The organism is Arthrobacter sp. yr096 (assembly GCF_900108925.1).
Lineage (GTDB): Bacteria > Actinomycetota > Actinomycetes > Actinomycetales > Micrococcaceae > Arthrobacter.
The window spans coordinates 63,762-87,518 of record NZ_FNYI01000013.1 but is presented as its reverse complement, the minus strand read 5'-3'; the positions used below and the strand labels follow the sequence as shown (position 1 = coordinate 87,518).

Sequence of the window (23,757 nt, the reverse complement as noted above, 5' to 3'; positions counted from 1 at the left end):
CACCATGAGTGAATCAGACGGAATGGACGATGTGCTGGACGGCGGACTGCGACAGTCCCTGATGATCGCCTCCCGCATCGCCGAGACCCTGGCGCGCAAGCGTCAGGAATCCCAGCGCCAACAAGAACACCTGGAAACACAAGCGGCGCACGAAGCAGCCGCACGTCTGGCAGCGGAACGCAGCGCCACTCATGCAGCGCTCGTTCCCGTGGAAAAGGATCAATGGTGGGACAAGGCCCAGCCGTCCGACATTGCCACCGCCTACGCCGTCGCGGAAGGGTGGAAGGACCACGACCCTGCCGCCTTAGCGGCGTCGGAAAAGATCCGCCAGGAAGTCCTGGCACGCTACGGGATCGACACCCACGACGTTGGCGCGGACACTGCCTATCTGGAGTCCATCGTCCAGGCAATGACGGAGGGGAAGAGTCAGCAAGAAGCCCTTGCTGCCAGCCAACAAGAAGTGCAGAAAGCGGCGACTGAGCACGAAAAGGGTATGCAGCTGCTCGCAGCGGCCCACGCCGAAGAACTCCGTGCCCAAGCCGCGAAGCTTGCGCCGGAGATGGAGCGCCACCAGGTACCGGTGGAGTACCTGGCCAACCCGGAACTGACCAAAGCACTCCAGATCGCACACAACGCGAAAACGCCGAAGGCCGTGGTCGTGGCCGACGTCGAAATCAAGGAACGGATGTTCCTCATCCGCAAGGACGGCATCAACGGACCCGACATCGACCAGCTCCGGACGGAAACCACCGCGAACGTCAACGGGGCCGGTGAGGAACACTTCAAAGACCCCGCTTTCGTGGACGCCGCCAAGAAGCTGCACGAAGCTAAACTGCTCGCTGAGGGCGGCTTCAAGGGCGACAAATGGTCAACCCAAGAACAGCGATACGAGAGAGCCGAGAAGGAACTCTTCGCCGGCGTGGAGGGCGTCGGCCGGGAGATCGAGAACCGTGTGACCGGCAGCGACAGCGGCCGGCTAAAGGACCAGGGCTTGAAAGCCGAAACAACGTCCGCCAGCGCCTACGGTTCCGCCGAACAGCAGAACGCATTTGCCGCCTCCCTGGCCAACAGCGGCGCCAACGAATCCCAGATCCGGGGACGGGTAGCTGCAGAGCGCAGCGAGGCAACCCACCCCCGGGCAGCCCTCAGCATCGGCAAGGGCGCTACGATGGCAAGAAAGACCCCCACAGGGGCTTCAAGGGGCGCTGAGAGGTCCAAGAGCGGCCCGTCCAAGTAGAAGACGGATTGATAGAAGAGCTAGGGCCACCGAGACTACTCGGTGGCCCTAGCACGTTCTGCATGGTCTAGCTATCTACTGGCCAGCTGGGGTGCATCAGGAAAAACAGGCACGGGCCACCAGAGGATGGAAATATGACCGCTGACGCGGCTACCCAGTCCCCGGGCCGGTCCAATCTGATAGAAGAGGAAATCCCGCATGAACAAGCGAACGCAACAACATCCCCCAAAGCCAATGTTCACCGTTCTCGTCAACGCTGTTGTTCGCCTCGTGGTGGCGCTCATCCACGGCTGCTGAACTAGGCCGTTTGCGTAGAAAAGAGGGGCGCCGCTGTAGCGGCCATGCCCACTTTTGGACTGTTCTAGGGCGCTTTTGCTGGCGCTGAGCGGTACCAGAGTGGCCCGCCCAAGTAGCGTATTAAGGAAGCCCAGGGCCATCGAGATTTACTCGGTGGCCCTGGGCTTACCCACCGAGCTGCGTTACAAGCCCAGTCCTGGAGGCGAAGGGAAAGCCAAGTTCTCGCTGAGCTATCCTCATCAGGATCGCAGCCGCCTTCGAAGCTTTATCGACGGAATGATGGAAGTCTTCCTTCGAAAGTTCGGGATGGTGGTCGGCCAATTTGAGGAAGAGGTTGCCCGCTGCCTCTGCCAAGTCGCCATCGGCGATAATTTGCAGGATGGCCCAACGCCGCTGCAAATCTTCCTGTAAGGGAAGCACCGTCTCCGTATAGTCTTCCAGTTCGCTGATGAACGCAGCCCTTTCGTCGTCGGCGACTTTCGGCGACTCAGGGTATTTGGCGAGTATCGCTCGTCGTGAGGTAAGCACATGATTTCGGAGCCTGTAGTTTGCAACCAGCATGTCTGAGACGTGACCGATTGTTTCAGCGCGCCATTTCTCTCTATCAATCAGCACGCGCTCGTCATCGTGTTTGATCCGGTCGGCTACGCGTTGCTCCCTGGCGTTTTGCCTGGTCGTCAAGTGAGTAATCAACCCGCCGACGACTGTCCCGACGAGTGCGGACCACCATGGCGCTTCGCCTTGAATTAGAAATTGAATGAACTGGTCCACACGCCTTGCTTTCTCCTGCGATCTGCAACGATATGAAGCCTAGGACGAGGTGGGCGGGGAATCCCAACGGGAGATCCCAACAGTCCAGCCGAGCTTGTCCCAAGAAACCCGCAGACCTGGCAGCCGCCACGGACTCATCGAGTTTGGCCTCAACCTCTTTGAGGCTCGGACCGAGGGCGCTCATCGTGTGGATGGAGAGATCCGGGCAACGCGCCGGAGCCATCGTTCGTGGAACAACCGAAAAGCACGACCGTGGAGACGCCTCGATACTGAGCAGCGCAATCAGGACGGGCCGCCGTTTGCGGGCGACAGCAAGTCTATCTTCCGAAGGGGGGGCGCAGGCTTACCTCGCTTGTGGTCCAATCTAGCTCAAAGAGATGCTGCCTTTGCCCGAGACTGGCATAGCAGATCAACGTGAGCTCAGACCGGCCATGGTTAGGACCCGAAATTGACTGCACTTCTACCTGTGCAACGGACCCGCGTGACAGGTGTCCGAGCTCAATCCGCTGATCGTAATCAGCGCCGGATCGGGGAGCTCTAAAGCCAACGACGGTCTGTTCTCGGTTTCCAGCCACTGTCACACTGTTCAAACTGATTCCATGGATATCTGGTCCAGCATTACGGACCTCAAGCGTCAGATAGGATTCGTCTTTGTCGATGATGCTGAGGCTGACATTGGTGTCAGGCCCGGCGGTTGGTCCCTCCGACAGGGCTTCGTGCAGCCCAGAAGCCGCGGATTTCTTGATCACATTCATCTTTGGCGGCACGGTTGGGCGATGGCGACCCTGGTCCGCGACAAGTCCTGCGACCAGGTCAGCTTGGAAACCCGTCGGGCTTGAGGGCCAGAACGGATCAAGCACAGTGATGGTTCTGTCTTTGCCCGTGTTGATCCAGTTACGAATGACAGCATTAATGTGGCCGTCGGCAAAAGAATATCCGACAACCACGAGGCGGTTCGCTCGGTCGAGACTTGCTTCGAACTCTCGCATTAGGGCGAGGGTGGGGCCGCCTCCGCCTAGTTTTTCCCTGTCGCCGATGACGATGGCCGGGTTGCGGTTAGTAGTCGGATCCGTTGTTTTGACGGAACGGGTACGTATGAATCTCTCGAGCACTTCCGACTGCGGGCCAGCTGAGGGTGAGAATTCCGCGGACCCGGGCACTTGTTCTTCGTAAGACCAGTTGATCGAACCATGAAGCTTCAGGAGTCTGATATCTGCCATATCGTGTCCCTTGAATACCAAGGGACTTCCGGGACTCCAAGCGGCAATACCGGTCTGTACAGAAGCGCCAACTTGTTCGCACATAGATTCAACTGTCAGGTCATAGTTCAAGGTTGCTATGTCGAGGCCCTGCTGTTGCTTCGCAAGGCTTGCCAAAGGGCGCAGGTAAGACACATCGTGGTGGTCCGCAAGCACTTTGCAGACTCTAGGCAGTAACTCGCGCTCAAGTTCGCGATAAACGGAGCCGTCGCCAGGCTTCCGTAAGTCACGGACAATGTCTGTGACGTATCCAGTGACGGAACCGAAGCCTGAAGTGCCCATCAGCGCCCTGGACAGGACCCTTGTGATTTCTTCGTCCCTTGAGCTCACTGGATGCGAATCAAATGCCTCGACGCCGGGAAGCCAGCTGGATAGGAAGGGAGAGGCCTCATGCTCAAGCCTGCTGCTTAGGAGCCGGATCGCCGAGAACATTTTTTCTACGTTTAGTCCGGAGTATGGGTCGCCTCCTGAGGCGCCGCGGTACCCAATCATGGCGCTACAAACGAAATTGAGAGCCTTAACCACGGAGTCGTTACTTGATAGGTCCGAAGCCACTTCTCGGACTAGTTGTTCTGTAAGACCATTGGTCGCGGGGAGCCCAGCATCAACCGACGCGCCCGCCCCCAGGAGAACCGCTACTCGCTCCTTAGTCACTGCTACCTCATTCTCTAGGGACATCATGTAAGGACTGGGCAGTACTGAATCTCTTGTGCATGCCCTGCATGCTGGTAGCCAATGGGGGATATCTGGCCTCGAAATTGTTCGTCTCGCTCGATACTAGAGCCTTCCTGCCGATGTATTCTTTTATCGTTGACGCACCATTGCTGAGAGGTGGACACTCGGAGAGCAGCCAAGATATCTACCTTCCGCGACGTTTCGGGCGTCATGCTTGCAGTGGTTCTGCCGATGCGCCGGCGGCTGAGCAGAAAGCAACTAAGCTCTGTCTATGGATTACACCAACCATGTGGCCCCACTCGCAGCCCCCACACTCTCCGGCCCTGAGAGCAGCGTGGGAAGCGGCTTTCTCGTCCAGATTGAGTCGCAGATCTACTTGGTTACGGTCGCGCATCTTGCGACGGGCGGTACGAGCCAGACCGACGACTGGACGCTGTGGGCTGATGAAATCACGCTCCATAACGATGAACAAGCGGTTTTGGCTTCTTCCCGTTTATTCGACGTGGAGTCTGATGGGACTAAAGTTCCGCGGTTCAAGTACGCGCGGTCCTCTGACGTACCCAAACAGATCGCGGACGTAATACTGCTACCTCTCGAGTCGACTGATGATATGGCTAGCATGTCGCAGATCTTTCCGCTGCCCGCTCCTGCCCTTACTGCGGTCGGGCAGCCCGTAGTTGCTGTGGGTCGACGCCCCTGGCCGACTCTGACAACTTCAGATCACGAGGTGGTCGGGCTTTGGAATGGCATGGTTCGCATAAAGCCGCCAGTTCAGCCGGGCTACTCTGGAGGAGTCCTCCTGACGCCATCAGGCGCATTGCTTGGCATCAATTATGGGACAGACAATCCTATGGTGCCTGGCGAAGGCTTGGCGATGGCCGCAGGGTTGATTGTCGCGATGCATAATTCATCTGAAGGTTTCGTGGACACTCTGGATTACACGGAGGAAGTAAAACAGGAGTTCAGTAGCCGGGCATGAAGGGGCGGTTCCCAAAGGGTCTCGACAACGATCTAGGGCTTCTGAGATGTAACGCGAGGTGGGCAGTTCCCGAGCGCTTTGTGGGGACCTAAAGTGCCCTCATGAGCTATGGGTTGCAAATCTGTTTCTTCCGGGTCTGTGTTGAGCGACCTAGTCAGCTCATCTTTGAGGAGTCCGATGGTTCTTCCCGGTCGCGGTCCATCGTCGTCTTTGCCGCATTGCGTCTGGGGCATTGGGTGGCCCCACACGATTGACTCCAAAGGGAAGAGATATTGGATACCGTCCAAGCTCGTCACAGGCCGATCCGGCAGGATCAGGGGATTGGGTGAATTGATTCATCTGATGAGTTACGCAGACTGTAGGTTGTCATAACGTCCGTTATCGGCGTTAGAGTGGGACGAGTAGAAGTAGATGAAATAACTCGTCCAAAGTTGTCATGCAGCGTTTTCCCACGTCAGCGTCCGGCGCGGGTGTGCTGGCCTTGAATGGTGGCCGGTGGCTCCGCCGCGCGGGAAGAGCCGGGTGGAACATCGTGACGACAGACAACGCCTGGACCGGGGAGAACTTCCGCCGCGGGGGCTTCCTGCCGAATACGGAGCGCTATACGCATGCCGAGGACTACGTGGCCGCGGTGCAGGATCTGTGGGACGGATTCGGTCCCATCGCCGGGAGCCGTGACGCCGAGTCCTGGTCCGCGGAGCCTCGTCAGGTCCGCCGCCAAGGGAAATTCCGCAGCATCGATGCCAGGCCCCAGGTGCCCGGGAGCCCGCAAGGCCAGCCGGTGTATTTCCAGGCCGGGGATTCGGCTGAAGGCCGCGACTTCGCCGCACGGAGGGCCGAAGGAATCTTCACCCACCACATAGAATTCGACGACGCCGTGGCGTTCACGGCGGACATCCGTCGCCGCGCCCGTTCATACGGAAGGCCCGGGGACGACATCAAGATCTTCCCCGGCGCCAACCTCGTCGTGGCGGAAACGGACGCCGAAGCTGCCGAGAAGGCCGCGTATTACAAGGAGTTCGCCCTCAATGACCGCACCGTGCTGCAGTCAATCGAGAGTGTGTGGGGTACGGACCTGTCTGCCGTTGACCTGGATGGTCCGCTTCCTTCCTTCGAGCCCGTAGCCTCCCGGCAAAGCCACACCCACGGCATTGTCCACACCGGCCACGAGCCCACGGTGAAGTCGCGGCAATGGCGTGCACTTGCCGATGAGCACAACTACAGCCTCCGGCAGCCGGTCCACCACCTCTCCGAACGGCGCGGGTTCATCGGCTCTGCATCCACAGTTGCGGACCAGTTGGCCCACTACGTCCGCTCGGACGCCTTCGACGGCCTCAACGTCACCCCGCATGCCTTCCCCGACGGACTGAACGACGTCGTGGACCTGCTTGTCCCGGCCTTGCAGGAACGGGGGATCTACCCTTCCGGGTATCCGGGAAACACCCTGCGGGAAAACCTCGGCCTACCCGAAACCGTGGCCCACCGCGTCCCCGAAGCCGCCCCCCTCAACCTGGAAGACGCCTCATGAGCAACCTCAAATCCATCAGCTTCCTCACACCCGGAAACTACCCGGACAGTAATCCCCACCGCGGACTCGAATATGGGGACGCCGACGATCTGCGTCCCTGAGGACCGTTAAGCGGCGTCGAGGGCTTCGAGCAGCGACTTGGCTGCCGCCGTCGGATCTTCCGCTTCAGTGATGGCGCGGACGACGACGATGCGGCTGGCGCCGGCGGCAACTACTTCTTCGACGTTGCCGAGGTCGATTCCCCCGATTGCGAACCAAGGCAAATCAACGGCCCCGCCGGTGGTCTCCTCCGCGCGCCTGATCGCCTCTGCGGCATATGTGACCAAGCCGGTTCCCACGGCTTCACGGCCGGGCTTGGTGGGGGTCGCCCACACGGGGCCGACACAGAAGTAATCCAGTCCCGCGTCGCCGGGCGAGGCCGTGATGGCCGCATTGACCTGCTCGGGAGTGTGGGTGGACAAGCCTATTACGGCAGGGGCGGGGAGGAAGGTGCGGGCGATCTCCAGGGGCAGGTCCTTTTGGCCCACATGGAACACGGGAGCCCCGGAAACACTGGCGATATCGGCCCGGTCGTTCACTGCCCACAGCCGCCCATGCCGTTCCGCGACGCTGCGCAGGACGGCCAGCAACTCCAACTCCTCGGCCGCTTCGATCGTCTTGTCGCGGAGCTGGATGATGTCCACTCCGCCCTGGAAGGCTGCGTCCACGAAGTCTTCAAAATCGCCTTGTCGTTTGCGCGCGTCAGTGCACAGGTAGAGGCGGGCCGAGGCGAGGGATTCATGCTGGGTCATGGAAACCACAGTAGTTCCTCTAAACTGGGCACGTACCGCGGGAGCCGCGACGACCGTCATTGTGACCGTCCGGCTGAGAGGGCTTAAGAGCCGACCGCTTGACCTGATCCGGCTAGTACCGGCGTAGGGAAGGAATCAGATGGCAGAAGCCATTCACGCAGATGTCGCTGTCATTGGCGGAGGCGTCATCGGCCTGGGCATTGCCCATCAAGTGCGGAAGCTGGGCCGCTCCGTAGCACTCATCGATCCGACGCCCGCCACGGGAGCGACAGTCGCGGCTGCCGGAATGCTGGCGCCTGTCAGTGAGCTGCACTACCAGGAAGAAGACCTCCTGGAGCTCATGCTCGAGTCATCCCGGTTTGTGACCCCGGGTTGCCCTCAACTCCACAGCAAGGAAACAGCATGAACATCAAGCTTAACGGCGCCGCCCACCAGGTGCCCGCAGACGCCTCTGTCAGCACGCTCGTCACCGCGGTTACCAGCCGCGTCCTGGACCACCGCGGGCAGGCGGCCGACGGCGGGAAGCTGGGTGTCGCCGTCGTCCGCAATTCCGAGGTGGTACTGCGCAGCCAGTGGGCGGCTACTCCGCTGGCCGACGGCGATGAACTCGAACTTGTTACCGCAGTACAGGGAGGCTGAACCATGACCGAAGCAAGCACCGAAATCCGCACTGACGCCTTGGTGATCGACGGCGTCGAATTCGGGTCCCGCCTGATCATGGGCACTGGAGGTGCGCCGAGCCTGGACGGGCTCGGTGCCGCGCTCCTGGCATCCGGAACCGAGCTCACCACCGTGGCCATGCGACGCTATTCGCCGGCCGAAACGGGTTCGCTCTTCCAACTGCTGGTGGACAACAACATCCGGGTGCTCCCGAACACCGCGGGCTGTTTCACCGCGACGGACGCTGTGATGACGGCGGAACTGGCACGTGAGGCACTGGAGACTGACTGGGTCAAGCTGGAAGTCATCGCGGACGAGCACACGCTGCTCCCGGACGCCGTTGAACTGGTGGACGCCACCGAGCAACTGGTGAACCGGGGCTTCAAGGTGTTCGCCTACACCAACGATGATCCCGTGCTTGCCCTTCGCCTCGAGAACCTCGGCGCCACTGCGGTCATGCCGCTGGGCTCGCCCATCGGCACCGGCCTGGGCATCCTGAACCCGCATAACATCGAACTCATCGTGTCCCGGGCTTCCGTGCCGGTGGTGCTGGACGCCGGGATCGGAACAGCTTCCGACGCCGCACTTGCCATGGAACTGGGTTGTGACGCCGTTCTGCTGGCGACGGCAGTGACCCGCGCGCAGAACCCCGTGCAGATGGGCCAAGCCTTCAAACACGCCGTCATCGCCGGTAGGCTGGCCAAACAGGCGGGCCGGATTCCGCGACGTGAGCACGCCTCGGCGTCCTCAGCCATGGAAGGCCGGGCGGAGTTCCTCTGAAGCCGGGCTCCCCTGCTTCAGAGGGCCTTCCTACGCTATGTGTCCCATGACGCGGGCGGTCAGGTGACCCGAATCGATTTTTGCCGCTGCTGTCCGAGCACGATTGGCAGGGTCCAGAAGACCCACGTTGGGCCCGCTGGTGGCCCAATCGGTGCTGATGAACGCGATTCAGGCATCCGTCAGATTCGCACTTGTCGCGAAGAGAAAACTCGTCTTCGAAGCCCCGGACGATGCGGGTTCTATCGCCTGTCTGGGTGTCTATCTATCGGGCCGATGTGCCATGTTCTGGACGTGCATGGGAGTTTGCATTGTCCACCAGCTCCGTCATCCAGGGCCGGTGCCCGCGATGAAACGACATGCTCTTGGGCAGTCCGTGGACGACAGGATCGGAGCCCACTATGTCTACCGTTATGCGGCCTTCCCCCATAGGGGCATTGCTTATGTGGAGGTCTCCATATGATTCCGGAAGCACAGGATCTACCCATAGGCCTCCGTGTGAAATGTGCGCGTCGTACCCCATAAGGCTCGTGATGAGCAGGATTGGTGTTGTTGCCGCCCACGCCTGCGGTGAGCAGGCAGTTGGATATGGAACCGGCACTCCGATCTCATCGCGGCTAAAACCACAGAACAGTTCCGGTAGTCTGCCGTCGGAATAGTCTGCTGCTTCCAGAAGCGCAGTGGATATTCTCTGTGCTTCCTCAACAAACCCGTAGCGTCGAAGCCCGGCCACGATTATCGCATTGTCATGTGGCCAAACGGATCCGTTGTGATAACTCGCCGGATTGTATGCGCCCATGTCGGTGGCCAGAGTTCGCACGCCCCAGCCGCTGAACATCTCCGGAGACATCAGTCTTTCTGCTACGAATGGGGCTTTATCTTCGTCTATCAACCCAAACCATAGGCAGTGGCCCATGTTGGAGGCGCACGCGTCGACTTGCTGTTTCTTCCCATCGAGGGCAACGGCGTAATAGCCGCGGTCGGGCATCCAGAACTGATCGTTGAACCGTCTTTTCAGTTGTGCCGCTTTCTCCCTCAGTTCATCGCCTAGCTCTTGGTCCCCAGCGTCATAGGCCATCCACGCGCGCGATTGATAGGCGATGTAGACATACGCTTGAACTTCGCAAAGGGCAATGGGCGGCTCTGCCAACGTGCCATCGGCGAAGTTGATTCCGTCCCAGGAATCCTTCCAGCCCTGATTGATCAGACCCTGGTCATTAAGGCGTTGGTATTCAACGAACCCATCGCCGTCCTTGTCCCCGTATTTTTGAATCCATTCCAAGGCTCTGTCCGCATGAGGCACCAACGCGGCTATAGTTTCCGGCGCAAAGCCCCAGCGGCTGACGGCGCCTAAAACCATGAGGAACAACGGTGTGGCGTCAACACTGCCGTAATAGCTCGCCTTACCGCCCAGAGACAGCCCACTGCTAACATCGAGGCGGATTTCGTGGAGAATCCTTCCGGGTTCTTCTTCCGTAGCGGGATCCACAACCATTCCCTGGCGTTCCGCCAGCGTCTGCAGCGTACCCAAGGCAAGGGACGGGTCCACCGCCAAGGACATCTCTGAAGCCCACAGCGAGTCACGACCGAAGAGGGTCATGAACCATGGTGCCCCCGCGGCGACTACGACACGTTCCGGATGGTCTGGATCTTCGATGCGCAGGGATCCAAGGTCGTCGTAACTGCGTCTCAGCGTCCGTTCGATGGACTTGTTGCCCATCTGAAGCACGGGAATTTTCGCTATCCATTCTCGGCGACGACGATCACGTGGAGATTGCCCAATTCCGTCGGGATGTATAAAAGCCGCTGAGTTATCTGCTCCTTCGTTGGTAGGCAGCACGGTAATCACAGTGCTCCATCGCCCGTAGGCCGGTAGAACGACTCGATATCTCAATGTTTCAGCTGATACCTCGGCTTCAGGGCACTGGACCATTATCCCCCTCCCGATTCCCTGCCAGACTGCATCAATCCTCAGTGAACCGAACCCCAAGTGGCGAGTCATCTCCCATTGCCGCGCGATTCGCGCCTCTTTCACTTCGAAGAGATCGGCGAAGTCCGCCAGGCACCGTATTGAAACAACGCATTCGACCTCCCCGCCGGAGAAGTTGCGGAGTGAGATTTGCTCTTGGATGCCGTCCCCAACTTCACGCAGCCGCTGAACAATGAGCGGGCTGTCGGCGCGGCTATCGGAACGGGGAACCCTGCTGACAAACAAGGCACGGTAAGGTTCCTTTATCTCGGCTGTCAAAGGATCGAGTGGGTTGTCATCGATGGTCAGGCTCCAGCCGGAAAGAATGCGAGAATCCTGAACGAACAGACCATGGGGACCACCGGGCAATATATCTCCTGTCGGCAAGGAGATACAGAAGGATGACCCCTCGACTAAAGTAATCGCCCCTGCCCCTACCGGACCTGCCGCTGTATCAGCATTCCAACCAGCCATGGTCGGGCCTTTCGTCCACTCTGAGTCCGCACCTCGGTGGATCAGTAGTTCGAGGGAACGTACGAAGCATCATGGTGTCGTCCTTTGTCTTGTTACGCAAGGTACTCTCGACTGTTCCCGAAATCCAGAGCGGCAAGCGCGCGGACGCAGTAGCTGAATTTAAGGAAGAACGGACCAGTGCATAGCCTGTGCGTCGCCTGATGCAGCCAAGATGAGAACTTGCGGCTCACGATGCACTCAGTGCATCATTAAATGTGGATCTTCGAGACTTGCGGCAATTTGTTTCACTTTTTGAAACTGAAAGCACTCGTGACACCGCGGTTGAAATGGGCGCGGACCAGTCAACCATTTCCCGGTCACTGGGCCGGTTGGAAGAGGAGTTGGGGGTCGCTCTTTTTCATCGACAAGGGCGTCGTCTGAAGGTCAACCGCTTTGGCGTTCTTTTTCAACGCCACGCCATCCGTGCAATCCGCGAGTTGGAAGCCGGCCAGCACAGACTCAAAGTTCTGTCGGACCCTGACAGCGGGCTCATTCGACTGGGGTTCCTCCAATCAGTCGGGCTCTCTCTCCTCCCGGCAGTCATCCGACTTCACCATGGGATATCCCCGGACGCCCGGTTCGAACTGATCCAGGCGGAGGCAGCACGTGATCTTTACGCGTGGTTGGAAGACGACATCATCGATTGCGCCGTAGTGACTCCGCCTCCAGCGGCGCGCCAGAGCGAGTGGCTCCAACTACGTTCCCAACAACTTTGCCTCGTCTTCCCACTCGGTCACCGCTTGGCGACCGCAGCTACGCCCGAACTCAGTGATCTCGCTGATGAACCCTTCATCGCATTCGCATCTGGAACGGATCTTCGACCGGTTGTAGACGCGATGTTGAGCGCCTCAGGAATAGCCCCCCACATAGCCTTTGAAACCTCGGAAATTGAGACTCTGCGAGGCCTGATCGCGGCCGGCCTCGGTGTGGGGATAATGCCCTTGCCCGAAGAAGGGACGAACGAACATCTCACCTACCGTCCGCTGGTGCCTGAACAACGACGGAAGTTGGGGCTGGCCTGGTCGGTACAAAGCCTGCACGTCCCTGCTGTCGAGGCGTTCATACGCGGGGTGACCCTGCATGGAGAGCAGATTTAGCTCGCGGCTAACTCTGCTCTCCGTGCAGCCCCGAGCCCGGCTACCCCGGCAGCAGAACCAGGTCCTGGATATAGAATTGCTCGATCTTATCCGCCGAGAATCGGCAGCACTGCTTGAAGGAGCTGCTGGACACCAAGTACGCCGAAGAGTAGGGCGCAGATACCCAACGCCACATTGGTGTGCGTCCTGTTGGCCCACTGCTTCGGTACCCGACGGCCGTTGAGCAGGCCCAGCAGGGTGAGGGCAAGAAATGGCATGAAAAGTGACCCGAGTACACCGTAGACCAAGATTAGTCCGATCGGCTTACCCAGGATGAAGAGCAACATTGGCGGGAAAGTCAGCCAGAGAAGGTAGAACTTGAAGTACTTGCCCCCAACACGAGTGTCGCTGTGACCGGATTCTTTCTTGCGTACATTGCCCCAAAAGTCAGCGAACATCAGCGACACACCGTTCCAGGCGCCGATTATGGACGAAAATGATGCGGCCCAAAAGCCGACTAGGAACGCGGTGCCCACGAAGTCGCCGTAGCGTGCGCGCAGGACGTCGGCTAAGTCCAGCAGCCCTTCGTCCCCGGCACTGACGGTGACACCGGCCGAGCGAAGAACCTCCGCTCCGACGATGAGCATTGCTATAACGAAGATGCCGGTCATGATGTAAGCAACCGAGTTGTCGATTCGCATGACGCGCATCCACTTCGGCGTGTACCAGCCTTTTTCCCGAAGCCAATATCCGTATGCGGCGAGGGTGATTGTTCCTCCTACGCCACCGGCCAGAGCCAGGGTCGAAAAAATTCCACTTTGCCCGGGGATGGATGGCATCAAGCCGGTGAGCATCTCGGGAATGTTCGGAACTGCGATGGCAGCGAGGCCTATTACCGTGACAAACATAATTCCGACAAGGGCGGCACTGATTTTCTCGAAAGTGGCGTATTTGCCAAACCAGACCATCGCGAAACCCGCCAGTCCCATGAGAATCGCCCACCCCCAGAGTGGAAGAACAGGGAACAGTGCTGCCAGAGGCAGCGCGGCTGAAGACATGGCCGTTGCGCCGTAGACGAAGCCCCAGATAAGAATGTAAGGTCCGAAATACCACGTGGTCCAACGGCCCAGGGAGCGCCAGCCTTCGAAGATGGTTTTGCCCGTGGCCAATGTGTATCGGCCTGCGCCTTCGACCAGGACAATCTTCAAGATGACACCGACAACGACGGCCCACAGAAGCTGGTATCCGAACTGCGAACCGGCCACGAGCGTGGCAACCATATCGGCTGCGCCCACGCCCGTCGCTGCCACCACGAGTCCGGGACCTACGATTTTCCATCTCGGGGTTTCGTCGGCCATCTCACCTCGATGTCGTTCGTTGACCGCGGTTATCGGTTCTTTTTCAGCTGACATGGAGGTTCCTCTTCGTCGTAGGCATTGAATGGGCACAGGCTTAGTTGCAAGCGGAACGCCATCGAGGCCTCTTCGCTCGGATGACATTCACAAGACGTTCGTCACCCCCTGCTTCTGCAGGGGCCGGTGGGCTATTGCTGTCACCAACATGCAATTTGGACCGAGGTTCAGAATGTGGGGCCAGGAAGGTTCGTATGTCCGGCGCTGAAGCCGAAGCGTTCCACATCCAACGCGTTGGCAGAGCAGGGGCCGGATTCCAGTGGTTCACACCTGCGTCCGTAGGTGACTGGCGATGCTTCGAGCCGGCCCAACGACCCAATGGCCTGACCCTGCACCGGAGCCGCCAAGTTCTTCGGTGCCGTCTTCCTCTGCGCCTGTGTGCAGCACGCGGTAGGTATCAGGCCACGCTCGGATGAGCCGTTCCCCGCATTGGCGGTTGAAGTCAGGCATCGAGACTCCTTTGTGTCGGTGCTCTCACGATTGCATCCATGGGCAATACAGAATATATTTGATTCTTACATAGGACGCCTACCCCGTCTAGTGTTGATCCAAAATCGTTGACTTTCAAAGGTTTTTGGGATCAGGATTACATGAATGAATAATATATTCTGTTCTCGTCACGGGTGACGGTGACGCGGCGCAGCGGAGTCAGGGAGACATCGGTGACCAAAGAAGCAAACCAGTTGGAAGCACCCGGAGACAGTCGTGTGGTTGCGGGTTGGGCAGGGCGGCTTTACGAGGATTTCTCGGTCGGAGACATCTACTACCACCCCTTCGGTAAGACGGTGACAGAGGCTGACAACCACTCTTTCACTTTGATGACACAGAACGTTGCCAAAACACATGTGGACCGAAACTTTGCCAATGCCACGGAGTTTGGCCTTCCGCTGGTGAACTCGACCCTCACCTTGGCGTTGGTTACCGGACAGTCAACGATCGATCTGTCGATGAATGTATTTGCGAACATGGGCTGGGATGAAGTCCGGATGCCCAACCCGGTTTTCGAGGGAGACACCATTTACTCCCGGTCCAAGGTGCTGGCTCTTCGCGAGTCAAAATCACGCTCGAACCTTGGTCTCGTCACCGTCGCAACAGAAGGCTTCAACCAAGACGGCAAAATCGTCCTGACCTATCGGCGCACTTTCATGGTCTACCGCCAAGGCCACCTGCCCTCGGTTGATTCAACACGTCCCGATGAAGCATCTTTGCCGTTAGTCGAGGATTTCCAGTGACTATTCGAGATGTAAGCCCCATCGTCCCCGGTGTCGGGGCGAAGGAATCCGTCGGTTCTGCAATAACGGCGCTCTTCGTTCCAGGGAACCGGCCCGAGCGGTTTGCCAAAGCAGCCGGCGCCGGGGCTGATGTGGTGATCATCGACCTTGAGGATGCTGTTGCGCCAGAATTGAAGGTTGAAGCGCTAGCAGCTGCGGCGAGAGCGGTTTCTGGATCGAACGACCAGGGTGACGTCATTGCAGCCTTGGTCCGGGTTAACCCCATCGGATCAGATCAGTACGACGCCGATATCACTGCCTTGTTATCCGCTGGTACTGCGATAGGTTCGGGTCTGTTGGGCATCATGGTCCCCAAGGCCGAGGACATCCGGTCGATCCAGCGTCTGCGGAAAGATATTCCGAAGAATTTGGCCTTGATTCCCCTCATCGAATCGGCTGTCGGGGTAGTGAATGCACTGGAAATAGCCGCGGTGCCTGGTGTTACAAGGCTGGCCTTCGGTGCCATCGACTTCGCGTTGGATATTGACGCTGATGGCGGCGATCGCTTCCTGGACTATGCTCGGTCACAGCTGGTTGTGGCCTCTCGGGCAGCGGGGATTGCAGCTCCGCTGGACTCCCCTTCTACTGCGATCAAAGACACGGCTGAAGTGACCAATTCTGCCCGGTTGGCTCGGAACTTTGGCTTCGGAGGGAAGCTATGCATCCATCCGACGCAACTGCAGTTCGTGCGCGAAGCTTTCGTGCCCACAGATTCAGATGTGAAGTGGGCGCTGCAGGTCATCGAGGCTGATGGTGATGCTACCCAGGTGTCGGGTCAGATGATCGACCGCCCGGTCGTTGAGCGTGCCAAGCGCATTCTGCAACGCGTAAGTAAGGAGGACTAAATGGGAAATCTACCATTAGCTGGTATCACTGTCGTCTCGCTCGAACAGGCTGTTGCTGCTCCATTCGCCACGCGACAGCTCGCCGACTTGGGCGCCAGAGTAATCAAGGTCGAACGAGACACCGGAGATTTCGCAAGAGGCTACGACACCAAAGTCCGGGGCATGGCCAGCTACTTCGTTTGGCTGAACCGCTCCAAGGAAAGCATCGTCCTGGACCTTAAGTCAGCCAAGGGTGTTGACGCATTGACAAAGTTGATCGCCGGCGCTGACGTCCTTGTTCAAAATCTAGCGCCCGGGGCAATCGAGCGTCTTGGCTTTGGTCCTGATGATGCGTTGGCCCTGAATCCACGACTGATCCACACGTCGATCTCCGGATACGGCCGAGGAGGCGAATATGAACGTAAGAAAGCTTACGATCTGTTGGTCCAGTGCGAAGCCGGGTTGCTCAGTGTCACAGGAACGCCGGAAGCCCCAGCCAAGGTCGGAGTTTCAATCGCCGACGTCGCTGCCGGCATGTACGCCTTTACGGGTATCTTGACCTCCCTGCTGCAGCGCGGCATAAGTGGTCGCGGAGACGTCGTTGAAATCTCAATGCTTGAGGCCTTGGGTGAATGGATGGCGCAGCCCTACTTCTATGCCGAGTACGGAGGCGCCCCGCCTGAACGGAGCGGCGCGCAGCACGCAAGCATCGCCCCCTACGGGCCCTTCGACGCCGCAGACGGCACGGTCTTCTTCGGTATCCAGAACGAGCGGGAATGGGCGAAATTCTGCACCGTTGTTCTTGATCGGCCAGACCTCTCTCAGGACCCACGTTTTGCAGGCAACGCGATCCGAGTTCAGAACCGCACCGAACTGCACTCGGCAATCAATGCTGTTCTTGGTGGCTTGCCGGCCTCTCAGGTACTTGGCAGACTCGATGCAGCCGGGATCGCAAACGCACAGCTTCGGAACATGCACGAGTTCTCGGATCACCCGCAATTGGCTGCCCGCAATCGCTGGCGCAATGTGAGTTCCCCCGTGGGCGAGCTGCGAAGTCTTCTCCCCCCCGTAACTTCCCGGGAAGTCGAGGCAAAAATGGGCCCCGTACCAGAAATTGGAGAACACACCGAGAGAATTCTCGCTGAACTGGGAATCAACTGATCAGAGTAGAGCCAGAAACGTATTTGCGGGCGGCCCGTGACTTCGTTGCCAGGTTTGTCATTTTTAGGGCTGGCAGCGGCCAGGGCCCCACGGACTCCGCGGTCGTAAACTGTCATCGCACAGTCTACGGCCGCACAGTTCGTTAAAGCCCAACAGGAGGTTCCATCCCGGCTCCCCCACCGCGCACTGATGTCGGGGCTACGACTAAGCAACCAGCTGCCAATTGAAGGTCAGCGTTGCGTTCCGGTAAGAGTCCGCTGGCGATCTCATGACGCATCAGGGCGGATCCGGCAGAAAGTGGAGCACTTTGCAGTCACTCTGATCCAGGATCCATCAGGATCCCAAGTCCCTCCCTTATACGGAGCCGGTACGGAACTTGGTCAGGGACCCCACAAGCTGTCGGCCAGAAATCGAATGACATACCAACAGAACGGCCAGCAACAGACCCGGGCGTGCAGCTTCGAACAAGACAAACTCACTCAGCCGCATCGCTCGAATCTGTTGCACGCGGCGAGATGGAGTCTTTCCATCCACCGGGTGCACGAGGACTTCATGCCCATTGAAGAACTTCTAGGAATTCCCTCAGCGTCCTCGATCCTCACCACAAAATGGGTTCGTTTCGAGTTGGCCCGCCCTTCCAAATCGGCAGCCTTCCCGGTCCCCGCCAGGTCGGCTGATCCTACATTGAAGGCTTACTGGGGGTGCTGGTCGCAACTTTCCACCCTCCCTTGCCCAGCTTCCACCCGGGCGTTCAAGGTCGCGGGGCCGCGCCCAGATATACGCATCGATCCCTGGAGGCGCAGCTGAATGAGGTTAAAGAACGAGGCTGGGAAACCCTATTCCCGTCGGGTTTCCCAGCCTAGGCATGATACGGACTATCCATGCCTGTTCTTCGAAGTTACGAGCCTCCGAAGAACACCGCTCGGCTTATTCTCAGGTGCCAATCCTGCATCATCGTGGAGCTGCCAGAGTTAGCTCTAGTGCGGGATCCTTATCTTTTTCGACGCTCACCCGCGGCGACTTGCTGAGCTTGACTTCAACCCATTTGGCGATGCCGGCGAGGACAAGGCACAGCCCAATATAGACAGCCCCTGCCACCATGGCGGCCGGGATGATCGGGGAGCCGTAACTTGCGGAGCTACCCAGTAGCTTTCCCAGGTAAAGGAGCTCCTGGTAGGTGATGACAAAGCCCAATGCCGTGTCCTTGAGCACTACAACCAGTTGCGCGATGATTACAGGCAGCATGACACGCGCAGCTTGCGGCAGCAGGATCAGGCGCATCACTCCGGACTTCCGGAGACCGATTGCATATCCGGCCTCTGCCTGTCCTTTGGGTAGTGACTCAACGCCCGTTCGGATGATTTCTGCGATTACAGCTCCACTAAAAACGGCTACTGATGCCACGACGGCAATGTACGGCGTAACCCAAGTCATCCCGATTGTTGGGAGCCCGTAATACATGATCATCATCAGGATCAATACGGGGATGGCGCGGAACAGCTCGACTACCAGCGTGAACGGGATCCTTATCCAAGCCCTGTCAGACATTCGTCCGATAGCCAGAAGGACACCAAACACTAGGCTTAGCACGCCTCCGGCGCCGAAAGCTGCCAGGGTCCGAAGAGTTGCCTGTCCGACTTGCTGCCAAACTTGCGGGAAGGTGAAAACACGCCACTTTTCGGATGAGAGCTGACCTGTGACTGCGAAACGGTAGATGACGAAGGCCAAAGCTGCACCGACCACCAATATGGTGATCACTGCGAGCAGGCGGTTCCGCAAAACCGCGCGAGGGCCAGGGACGTCATGCAGAACGGTGGTACTCAACGGACAATCCTCCATCGGTCCTCAAGGACCCGTTGCAACCACGAAAGCAGACCAATAAGCAGGATGAAGATCGCAGCAACCCAAAGCAGGACGGCCAAAGCATTTTCGCCGCGCTCACTGAGAAATGCCCGAACAGCGCCAAGCTCAAGCACAGAGAATCCGGCCGCAATGGTGGTCATTTTTACCACCGCAATAAAGACGCTCATCATCGGCGGCAGCACAGAACGAAAGGCCTGAGGGATGACCACTTGTCCCATCACTTGGTTATAGGTCATCCCAAGAGCTCTGGCTGCTTCGGCCTGGCCGACGGGGACGGTGTTGAAACCTGATCGCAGCACCTCACATACGTAGGTGGCCGCGTACAGCCCAATGGCGATGATTGCGAGCGTGGTGTAGTCAATTTTTGGCAATCCAAGCGAGGGATATCCGAAAACGAAGAAGAAGAAAATCAGCGTCAGCGGGGTATTGCGGACTGTATTGACTGTGAGCGTTCCCACAGCGCGGGCGATGGGAACAGGCGACACACGCATTGCTCCCAAAATTGTTCCCAACACCAGCGCGATGGCCGAACCTGCAAGGAAAAGCAGGAGGGTATTGCGGAGAGCCTCGATCCACAAATCCCAGTGATCAAAGATGATGTTCATTTGGTTCTGGTCTCCTGTGCGATGGCGCTAGGCGAGTCCATGGTGCACATCAGTACGAGTCGACCGCGGGCTGTTCGACGGATGTGCCGGACTTCCCCAGGGTTGAATCGTAGATCGACTTCCAAGTGGCGCCACCGTCAGTGAACATTTTGTTGATTCGGGCCCTCAATGCACTATCGCCCTTGGGCAGTCCAAGGCCGTAGAGCTCCTTGCTGAATGGTTCTCCCACTACCTTGAGATTTTCCGAATCCTGCGATGCAAATCCCAACAGAAGGGCCTGGTCCGATGTCACGGCATCCACTTGCCCTGACTTCAACGCTTCAACGCACTGAGAGTAGGTGTCAAATTCTGTTGTTTTAACAGCCGGGAAGTTTGTTCGAATATTCTGGATTGGCGTCGATCCAGTCACGGAGCAGACGGTAACTCCAGCTACGAGGTTTTCTTTGCTGCTGATTTTGTTGTTGTCGGCTTTTACCAGGAGGCTCTGGCCGGTCTGGAAATACGGACCAGCGAAGTCGACCTGCTGCTTTCGTTTGTCCGTGATGGAGTACGTGCCCACGTAAATGTCTACGTCTCCGTTACTGAGCGCCTGCTCTCGGGCGACGGAAGGTATCGCCTTGTAGGTTATCTTGTCGCCTGAGAAACCCAAAGTAGCGGCCGTCCAGCGCGCGATCTCGATATCGAAACCGGTTCGTTCACCTGTGACCACGTCGAGATAACCGAGGCCGGGCTGGTCTTCTTTGACTCCGATAACGATGCTTCCCCGGCTGGTGGCCTTCTTGAACGTTGGGCTGTCATCAAGGGTGACTCCGGTTGCGACTTGATACGCGGGAGCTGAACTCGCCGTTGAGCTGTTTTCCACGTTGGATCCCGAGCAGCCGCACAGTGCCAGAACGGCGGCGCTGGTCGCTGCTAGGGCTGCCAAGACTATGTTGTTGCGCATTGCGTCTCCTGATAAATAGCTCGGATGGACTGATGTATTGGTGGATTGTGCTAGTGCGTGATTAGTTTTGAAAGAAAGTCCTTGGCACGTTCAGTTTGCGGATCGTTGAAGAATTCCTCCGGCGTCCGATCTTCCAGGATTTCCCCATCAGCCATAAAAATGACTCGATCGGCAGCCTTTCTCGCAAATCCCATTTCATGTGTTACGACGAGCATCGTCATGCCTTCTTTGGCGAGCCCGACCATTACATCTAGGACCTCGTTAATCATTTCCGGATCCAAAGCCGAGGTAGGTTCATCAAATAACATGACCTTGGGATTCATTGCCAGTGCTCTGGCAATGGCCACGCGCTGTTGCTGGCCGCCGGAGAGTTGGGCCGGCAGCTTCGAGGCCTGATGTCCCACCCCAACCCGCTCAAGCAAACTCAGTGCTTGAAGCTGCGCAGCGGACTTCTTCACTTTGCGAACTTGCACCGGACCCAAGGCAACGTTGTCTAGGATGGATTTGTGGGCGAACAGATTAAAGGACTGGAAGACCATGCCGACATCGGAACGCAGAGACGCGAGGGCGCGGCCTTCCTGGGGCAGTCGGCGACCGTCGATGGAAATGGATCCGGAGTTGACCGTCTCGAGTCGGTTGATAGTCCGACATAACGTCGACTTGCCTGAACCGGAGGGCCCGACAATGACAACTACTTGCCCTTTAGGGACATCAAGGTTGATGTCGCGAAGTACATGAAGCTTTCCGTAGTACTTATCCACGTTCTTTACCGAGATCATTGTCGAGCCAGGTCCGTCTTCAGGAGCACGTGCTGCAACCAGACTCCGCAGTCCGTTGTTGGTCATGCGTTGCACCTGCCCTGCCTGTTGAGCAGCGGCAGCAATCCAAAGATGCCAGCCCTATTTCTGCCCGTGCGGATCCGCGCAAGAAACTCTCGGTGTAGTGCCGCGTCAATAACAGAGTCCGGCATTCCTTGCCTGCCTCTCGTTACTACACTCGCATCGCAAATTTGTGACTCAGCGGAGTCATCTGCAGGTGACATCCCTGGGGGGAATTGTTTTGGGTTCAATGACATCAGAAGCGGCGGTTCGCCTTATCTCCTTAGAGGTTGTGGAATGTTGGCTCGCCCTAGAGCCCCGCAGACTTGTCGCCGACCGCGTCCTGAACTGCGCGGCACTGCGCAGACCAGACTTGGGCGAACTGAGAAATGCGCTACTTTACCCGGCCTGAACGAAGGAGCTCTTCGTCACTAATGATGAATAGGCTGGCTTTGGCATGGCCTTGGTGGCATAAAACATGCCATGAAGGTCGGGTGAAGGGCTGTTGTTGTTCCGGTGCGACGACGCTGTCGGTTCCGGAAGGTAAAGCGTTAGCTCGTGGCCCGGCTTGGCCCACGGGGTATGTGCATCCGCATAGTGCGGTTCGGGCGGATACTCGGGCCTCATCCAAACGCTTAGTTGGCGTTGGTCCGAGCACCCACCCGTATTAGTGCGGATCCGATTGAACTGAGCCGACTAGAGCTCCACTAGGCAGTCTCACTGGTAGCAACCGCGTCAGATTGGTCGTCAAGGTCTCCCATGGGAGCAACTCGTTCATCAGATCCGAATGTTACCCAATGGTGAATGGGTCCCTGGTCTCACCGCTCAGTTCGACCCATATGGCCTTGGTCTCCTGGTAACTTCCGATTGCTTCGATTCCGCTCTCCCGCCCCAGACCCGACTGTCCAAAACCGCCGAAGGGAACTTGGGGTGCAACGGTTCTGTACGAGTTGACCCATACCGAGCCCGCACGAAGCTTACCGGCGACGCGGTGTCCCCGTGCAATGTCTCGCGTCCACACCGAACCGGCCAACCCGAACTCCGTGCCATTAGCCACTTCGATGGCCTCCGACTCTGACTCGAAAGTCATCACGGACAGCACTGGACCAAAGATTTCCTGAGTTAGCGCCCTGGCGTCCTTGGGAAGGTTGGTCAGGACTGTAGGTTCGACGAAGTATCCTCCTAGCCCATCCGCGGGCTTTCCGCCGCAGGCGATCGTTGCTCCGTCTTCCACGGCCCACTTGAAATGGTCGAGGACCTTGGCGTACTGGCGGTCGTTTGCGAGAGGGCCCATCTCGGTGGTGGGAGTTGAAGGATCACCGAGAACGACGGTCTTGGCTCGTTCGACAACTTTTTGAACGAGTTCTTCAGCAACAGATGAATGCACCAACAGCCGCGAACCAGCCATGCAGGTTTGGCCCGAAGCCGAGAAGATACCAGCGATTACACCGTTGGCAGCAGCTTCGATGTCCGCATCGGGGAATACGATTTGGGCCGATTTGCCACCGAGTTCCAATGTCGTGCGAGTGACGCGTTCGGCCGCAGTGCGTGCCACGGCCTTACCCACCTCAGTGGATCCGGTGAAGGCGATCTTGCTGATGAGTGGGTGGCTGGTCAAGGCCTTACCCACGGTCGGGCCGAAACCCGTAACGACGTTCACGACACCTTCAGGGATTCCTGCCTCGGTTACCAGTTCGGCCAGACGAACTGTGGATGCAGGAGTGTAGTCACTGGGTTTGACGACGACCGTGCATCCGGCAGCGAGGGCGGGCGCCAACTTCCATGTCAGCAACAGCAGTGGCGAATTCCACGGAGTGATCGCCGCAACGACCCCTATGGGATGGCTTTCTGTGTAGACGAGGAAGTCTTTGCGGTCCAATGGAATCACGCTGCCCTGGACTTTGTCAGCCAACCCGCCATAGTAGGAGAACCATGACGGCAGGGCGCGAGCCTGGCCGGCCATTTCGCGAAGCAGTTTCCCGTTGTCGCGGGTCTCCAGTTGAGCCAATTCCTGAGCGTTATCTTCGATCAGCTCGGCCAGGCGCAAGAGAAGCTTGCCCCTGGCCGTGGCTGTGAGATCGCCCCAGGGGCCATTTAGCGCTCGATGCGCGGATTGCACTGCTGCGTCAACGTCGTCCTCATTGGCGTCAGCAACTTCCGCCCACGGCCGACCAGTGTAGGGATCGTCGGATGGATAGCGTGCACCCGAGCCCGCAGGGCGAGCCTGCCCATCGATATACAGGTCGATCTGCTCAAGTTCTACTCGGTCCGGATGGAGAGTTGAAATAGTCATAAGGAATTCTTTCTAAGTGTTACCGCAACAGAGTT

General features: G+C 58.3%; 20 protein-coding genes, 1 pseudogene and 1 riboswitch. Of the genes and pseudogenes, 10 read left to right on the top strand and 11 right to left on the bottom strand.

What is annotated here, in order from left to right; genetic code table 11:
* Positions 1-4: 4 nt before the first annotated feature.
* A complete protein-coding gene (locus tag BMY91_RS21910; protein WP_090825953.1) occupies positions 5-1,237 on the top strand; it encodes a hypothetical protein in 1,233 nt (410 codons plus the stop codon).
* Between the two features lie 462 nt (positions 1,238-1,699).
* Here BMY91_RS21910 and BMY91_RS21905 read toward each other — a convergent pair whose 3' ends face one another.
* Both BMY91_RS21905 and BMY91_RS21900 read right to left on the bottom strand, forming a co-directional pair.
* Positions 1,700-2,305 (bottom strand): hypothetical protein, encoded by a 606-nt coding sequence (locus BMY91_RS21905; RefSeq protein ID WP_090825950.1) that lies wholly within the window; start codon positions 2,303-2,305, stop codon positions 1,700-1,702.
* 317 nt (positions 2,306-2,622) lie between these two features.
* Entirely contained in the window at positions 2,623-3,996 is a 1,374-nt protein-coding gene (locus BMY91_RS21900; protein WP_177179984.1) for an SIR2 family protein, read from the bottom strand.
* Positions 3,997-4,510: 514 nt separating this feature from the next.
* Between BMY91_RS21900 and BMY91_RS21895 the strand changes: the two genes are divergently transcribed.
* Together BMY91_RS21895 and BMY91_RS21890 are read left to right on the top strand one after the other, a co-directional pair.
* Positions 4,511-5,218, top strand: a complete 708-nt coding sequence (locus tag BMY91_RS21895; protein WP_090825944.1) for a S1 family peptidase — start codon at positions 4,511-4,513, stop codon at positions 5,216-5,218.
* A gap of 436 nt (positions 5,219-5,654) precedes the next feature.
* A complete protein-coding gene (locus BMY91_RS21890) occupies positions 5,655-6,746 on the top strand; it encodes an LLM class flavin-dependent oxidoreductase (RefSeq protein WP_090825941.1) in 1,092 nt (363 codons plus the stop codon).
* A 107-nt stretch (positions 6,747-6,853) separates the two neighbouring features.
* Here the strand turns inward: BMY91_RS21890 and thiE are convergent, their stop codons facing one another.
* Positions 6,854-7,537 carry a thiamine phosphate synthase gene (gene thiE, locus BMY91_RS21885; RefSeq protein WP_090826001.1) on the bottom strand — a complete coding sequence of 228 codons (684 nt, stop codon included), beginning with the start codon at positions 7,535-7,537 and terminating at the stop codon, positions 6,854-6,856.
* Positions 7,538-7,564: 27 nt separating this feature from the next.
* Positions 7,565-7,685, top strand: a riboswitch (TPP riboswitch).
* Here thiE and BMY91_RS21880 point away from each other — a divergent pair.
* The 3 genes and pseudogenes from BMY91_RS21880 to BMY91_RS21870 all read left to right on the top strand — a co-directional run.
* Positions 7,677-7,895 (top strand): annotated as a pseudogene (locus BMY91_RS21880) (FAD-dependent oxidoreductase); the annotation flags it as partial. (Overlaps the previous riboswitch by 9 nt.)
* Positions 7,896-7,939: 44 nt before the next feature.
* Positions 7,940-8,176 carry a sulfur carrier protein ThiS gene (gene thiS / locus BMY91_RS21875; RefSeq protein ID WP_090825938.1) on the top strand — a complete coding sequence of 79 codons (237 nt, stop codon included), beginning with the start codon at positions 7,940-7,942 and terminating at the stop codon, positions 8,174-8,176.
* 3 nt (positions 8,177-8,179) lie between these two features.
* Complete coding sequence (locus tag BMY91_RS21870; protein ID WP_090825935.1) at positions 8,180-8,977, top strand: thiazole synthase; 798 nt, start codon at positions 8,180-8,182, stop codon at positions 8,975-8,977.
* A gap of 262 nt (positions 8,978-9,239) precedes the next feature.
* Here the strand turns inward: BMY91_RS21870 and BMY91_RS21865 are convergent, their stop codons facing one another.
* Positions 9,240-11,417 carry an amylo-alpha-1,6-glucosidase gene (locus BMY91_RS21865; RefSeq protein ID WP_090825932.1) on the bottom strand — a complete coding sequence of 726 codons (2,178 nt, stop codon included), beginning with the start codon at positions 11,415-11,417 and terminating at the stop codon, positions 9,240-9,242.
* A 254-nt stretch (positions 11,418-11,671) separates the two neighbouring features.
* Between BMY91_RS21865 and BMY91_RS21860 the strand changes: the two genes are divergently transcribed.
* A complete protein-coding gene (locus BMY91_RS21860) occupies positions 11,672-12,553 on the top strand; it encodes a LysR family transcriptional regulator (RefSeq protein ID WP_090825929.1) in 882 nt (293 codons plus the stop codon).
* Between the two features lie 86 nt (positions 12,554-12,639).
* Here BMY91_RS21860 and BMY91_RS21855 read toward each other — a convergent pair whose 3' ends face one another.
* Together BMY91_RS21855 and BMY91_RS21850 are read right to left on the bottom strand one after the other, a co-directional pair.
* Complete coding sequence (locus BMY91_RS21855; protein WP_090825999.1) at positions 12,640-13,890, bottom strand: Nramp family divalent metal transporter; 1,251 nt, start codon at positions 13,888-13,890, stop codon at positions 12,640-12,642.
* Positions 13,891-14,208: 318 nt separating this feature from the next.
* Positions 14,209-14,394, bottom strand: a complete 186-nt coding sequence (locus tag BMY91_RS21850; RefSeq protein ID WP_090825926.1) for a hypothetical protein — start codon at positions 14,392-14,394, stop codon at positions 14,209-14,211.
* A 212-nt stretch (positions 14,395-14,606) separates the two neighbouring features.
* On the opposite strand from BMY91_RS21850, the gene BMY91_RS21845 reads away from it, so the two are divergent.
* From BMY91_RS21845 to BMY91_RS21835, 3 genes are read left to right on the top strand one after another with little or no spacing between them, the layout of a single operon-like run.
* The gene (locus tag BMY91_RS21845; protein WP_256212868.1) at positions 14,607-15,176 is read left to right on the top strand and encodes a MaoC family dehydratase; all 570 of its coding nucleotides are present in this window, start codon (positions 14,607-14,609) and stop codon (positions 15,174-15,176) included.
* Complete coding sequence (locus BMY91_RS21840; protein ID WP_256212867.1) at positions 15,173-16,060, top strand: HpcH/HpaI aldolase/citrate lyase family protein; 888 nt, start codon at positions 15,173-15,175, stop codon at positions 16,058-16,060. Before BMY91_RS21845 ends, BMY91_RS21840 begins: the two co-directional genes overlap by 4 nt.
* A complete protein-coding gene (locus tag BMY91_RS21835; protein WP_090825923.1) occupies positions 16,061-17,200 on the top strand; it encodes a CaiB/BaiF CoA transferase family protein in 1,140 nt (379 codons plus the stop codon).
* 951 nt (positions 17,201-18,151) lie between these two features.
* On the opposite strand, the gene BMY91_RS21830 is transcribed toward BMY91_RS21835, so the two are convergent.
* The 5 genes from BMY91_RS21830 to BMY91_RS21810 all read right to left on the bottom strand — a co-directional run bounded on the left by BMY91_RS21830 (position 18,152) and on the right by BMY91_RS21810 (position 23,722).
* A complete protein-coding gene (locus tag BMY91_RS21830) occupies positions 18,152-19,024 on the bottom strand; it encodes an amino acid ABC transporter permease (protein ID WP_256212866.1) in 873 nt (290 codons plus the stop codon).
* Positions 19,021-19,668 carry an amino acid ABC transporter permease gene (locus BMY91_RS21825; protein ID WP_090825918.1) on the bottom strand — a complete coding sequence of 216 codons (648 nt, stop codon included), beginning with the start codon at positions 19,666-19,668 and terminating at the stop codon, positions 19,021-19,023. Before BMY91_RS21825 ends, BMY91_RS21830 begins: the two co-directional genes overlap by 4 nt.
* A 49-nt stretch (positions 19,669-19,717) precedes the next feature.
* On the bottom strand, positions 19,718-20,611 hold the full coding sequence (locus BMY91_RS21820; protein ID WP_090825915.1) for a glutamate ABC transporter substrate-binding protein: 894 nt from the start codon (positions 20,609-20,611) through the stop codon (positions 19,718-19,720).
* Between the two features lie 50 nt (positions 20,612-20,661).
* Positions 20,662-21,390 carry an amino acid ABC transporter ATP-binding protein gene (locus BMY91_RS21815; RefSeq protein ID WP_090825987.1) on the bottom strand — a complete coding sequence of 243 codons (729 nt, stop codon included), beginning with the start codon at positions 21,388-21,390 and terminating at the stop codon, positions 20,662-20,664.
* Positions 21,391-22,219: 829 nt separating this feature from the next.
* Positions 22,220-23,722 carry an aldehyde dehydrogenase gene (locus BMY91_RS21810; protein ID WP_090825912.1) on the bottom strand — a complete coding sequence of 501 codons (1,503 nt, stop codon included), beginning with the start codon at positions 23,720-23,722 and terminating at the stop codon, positions 22,220-22,222.
* Between the last annotated feature and the right edge of the window lie 35 nt (positions 23,723-23,757).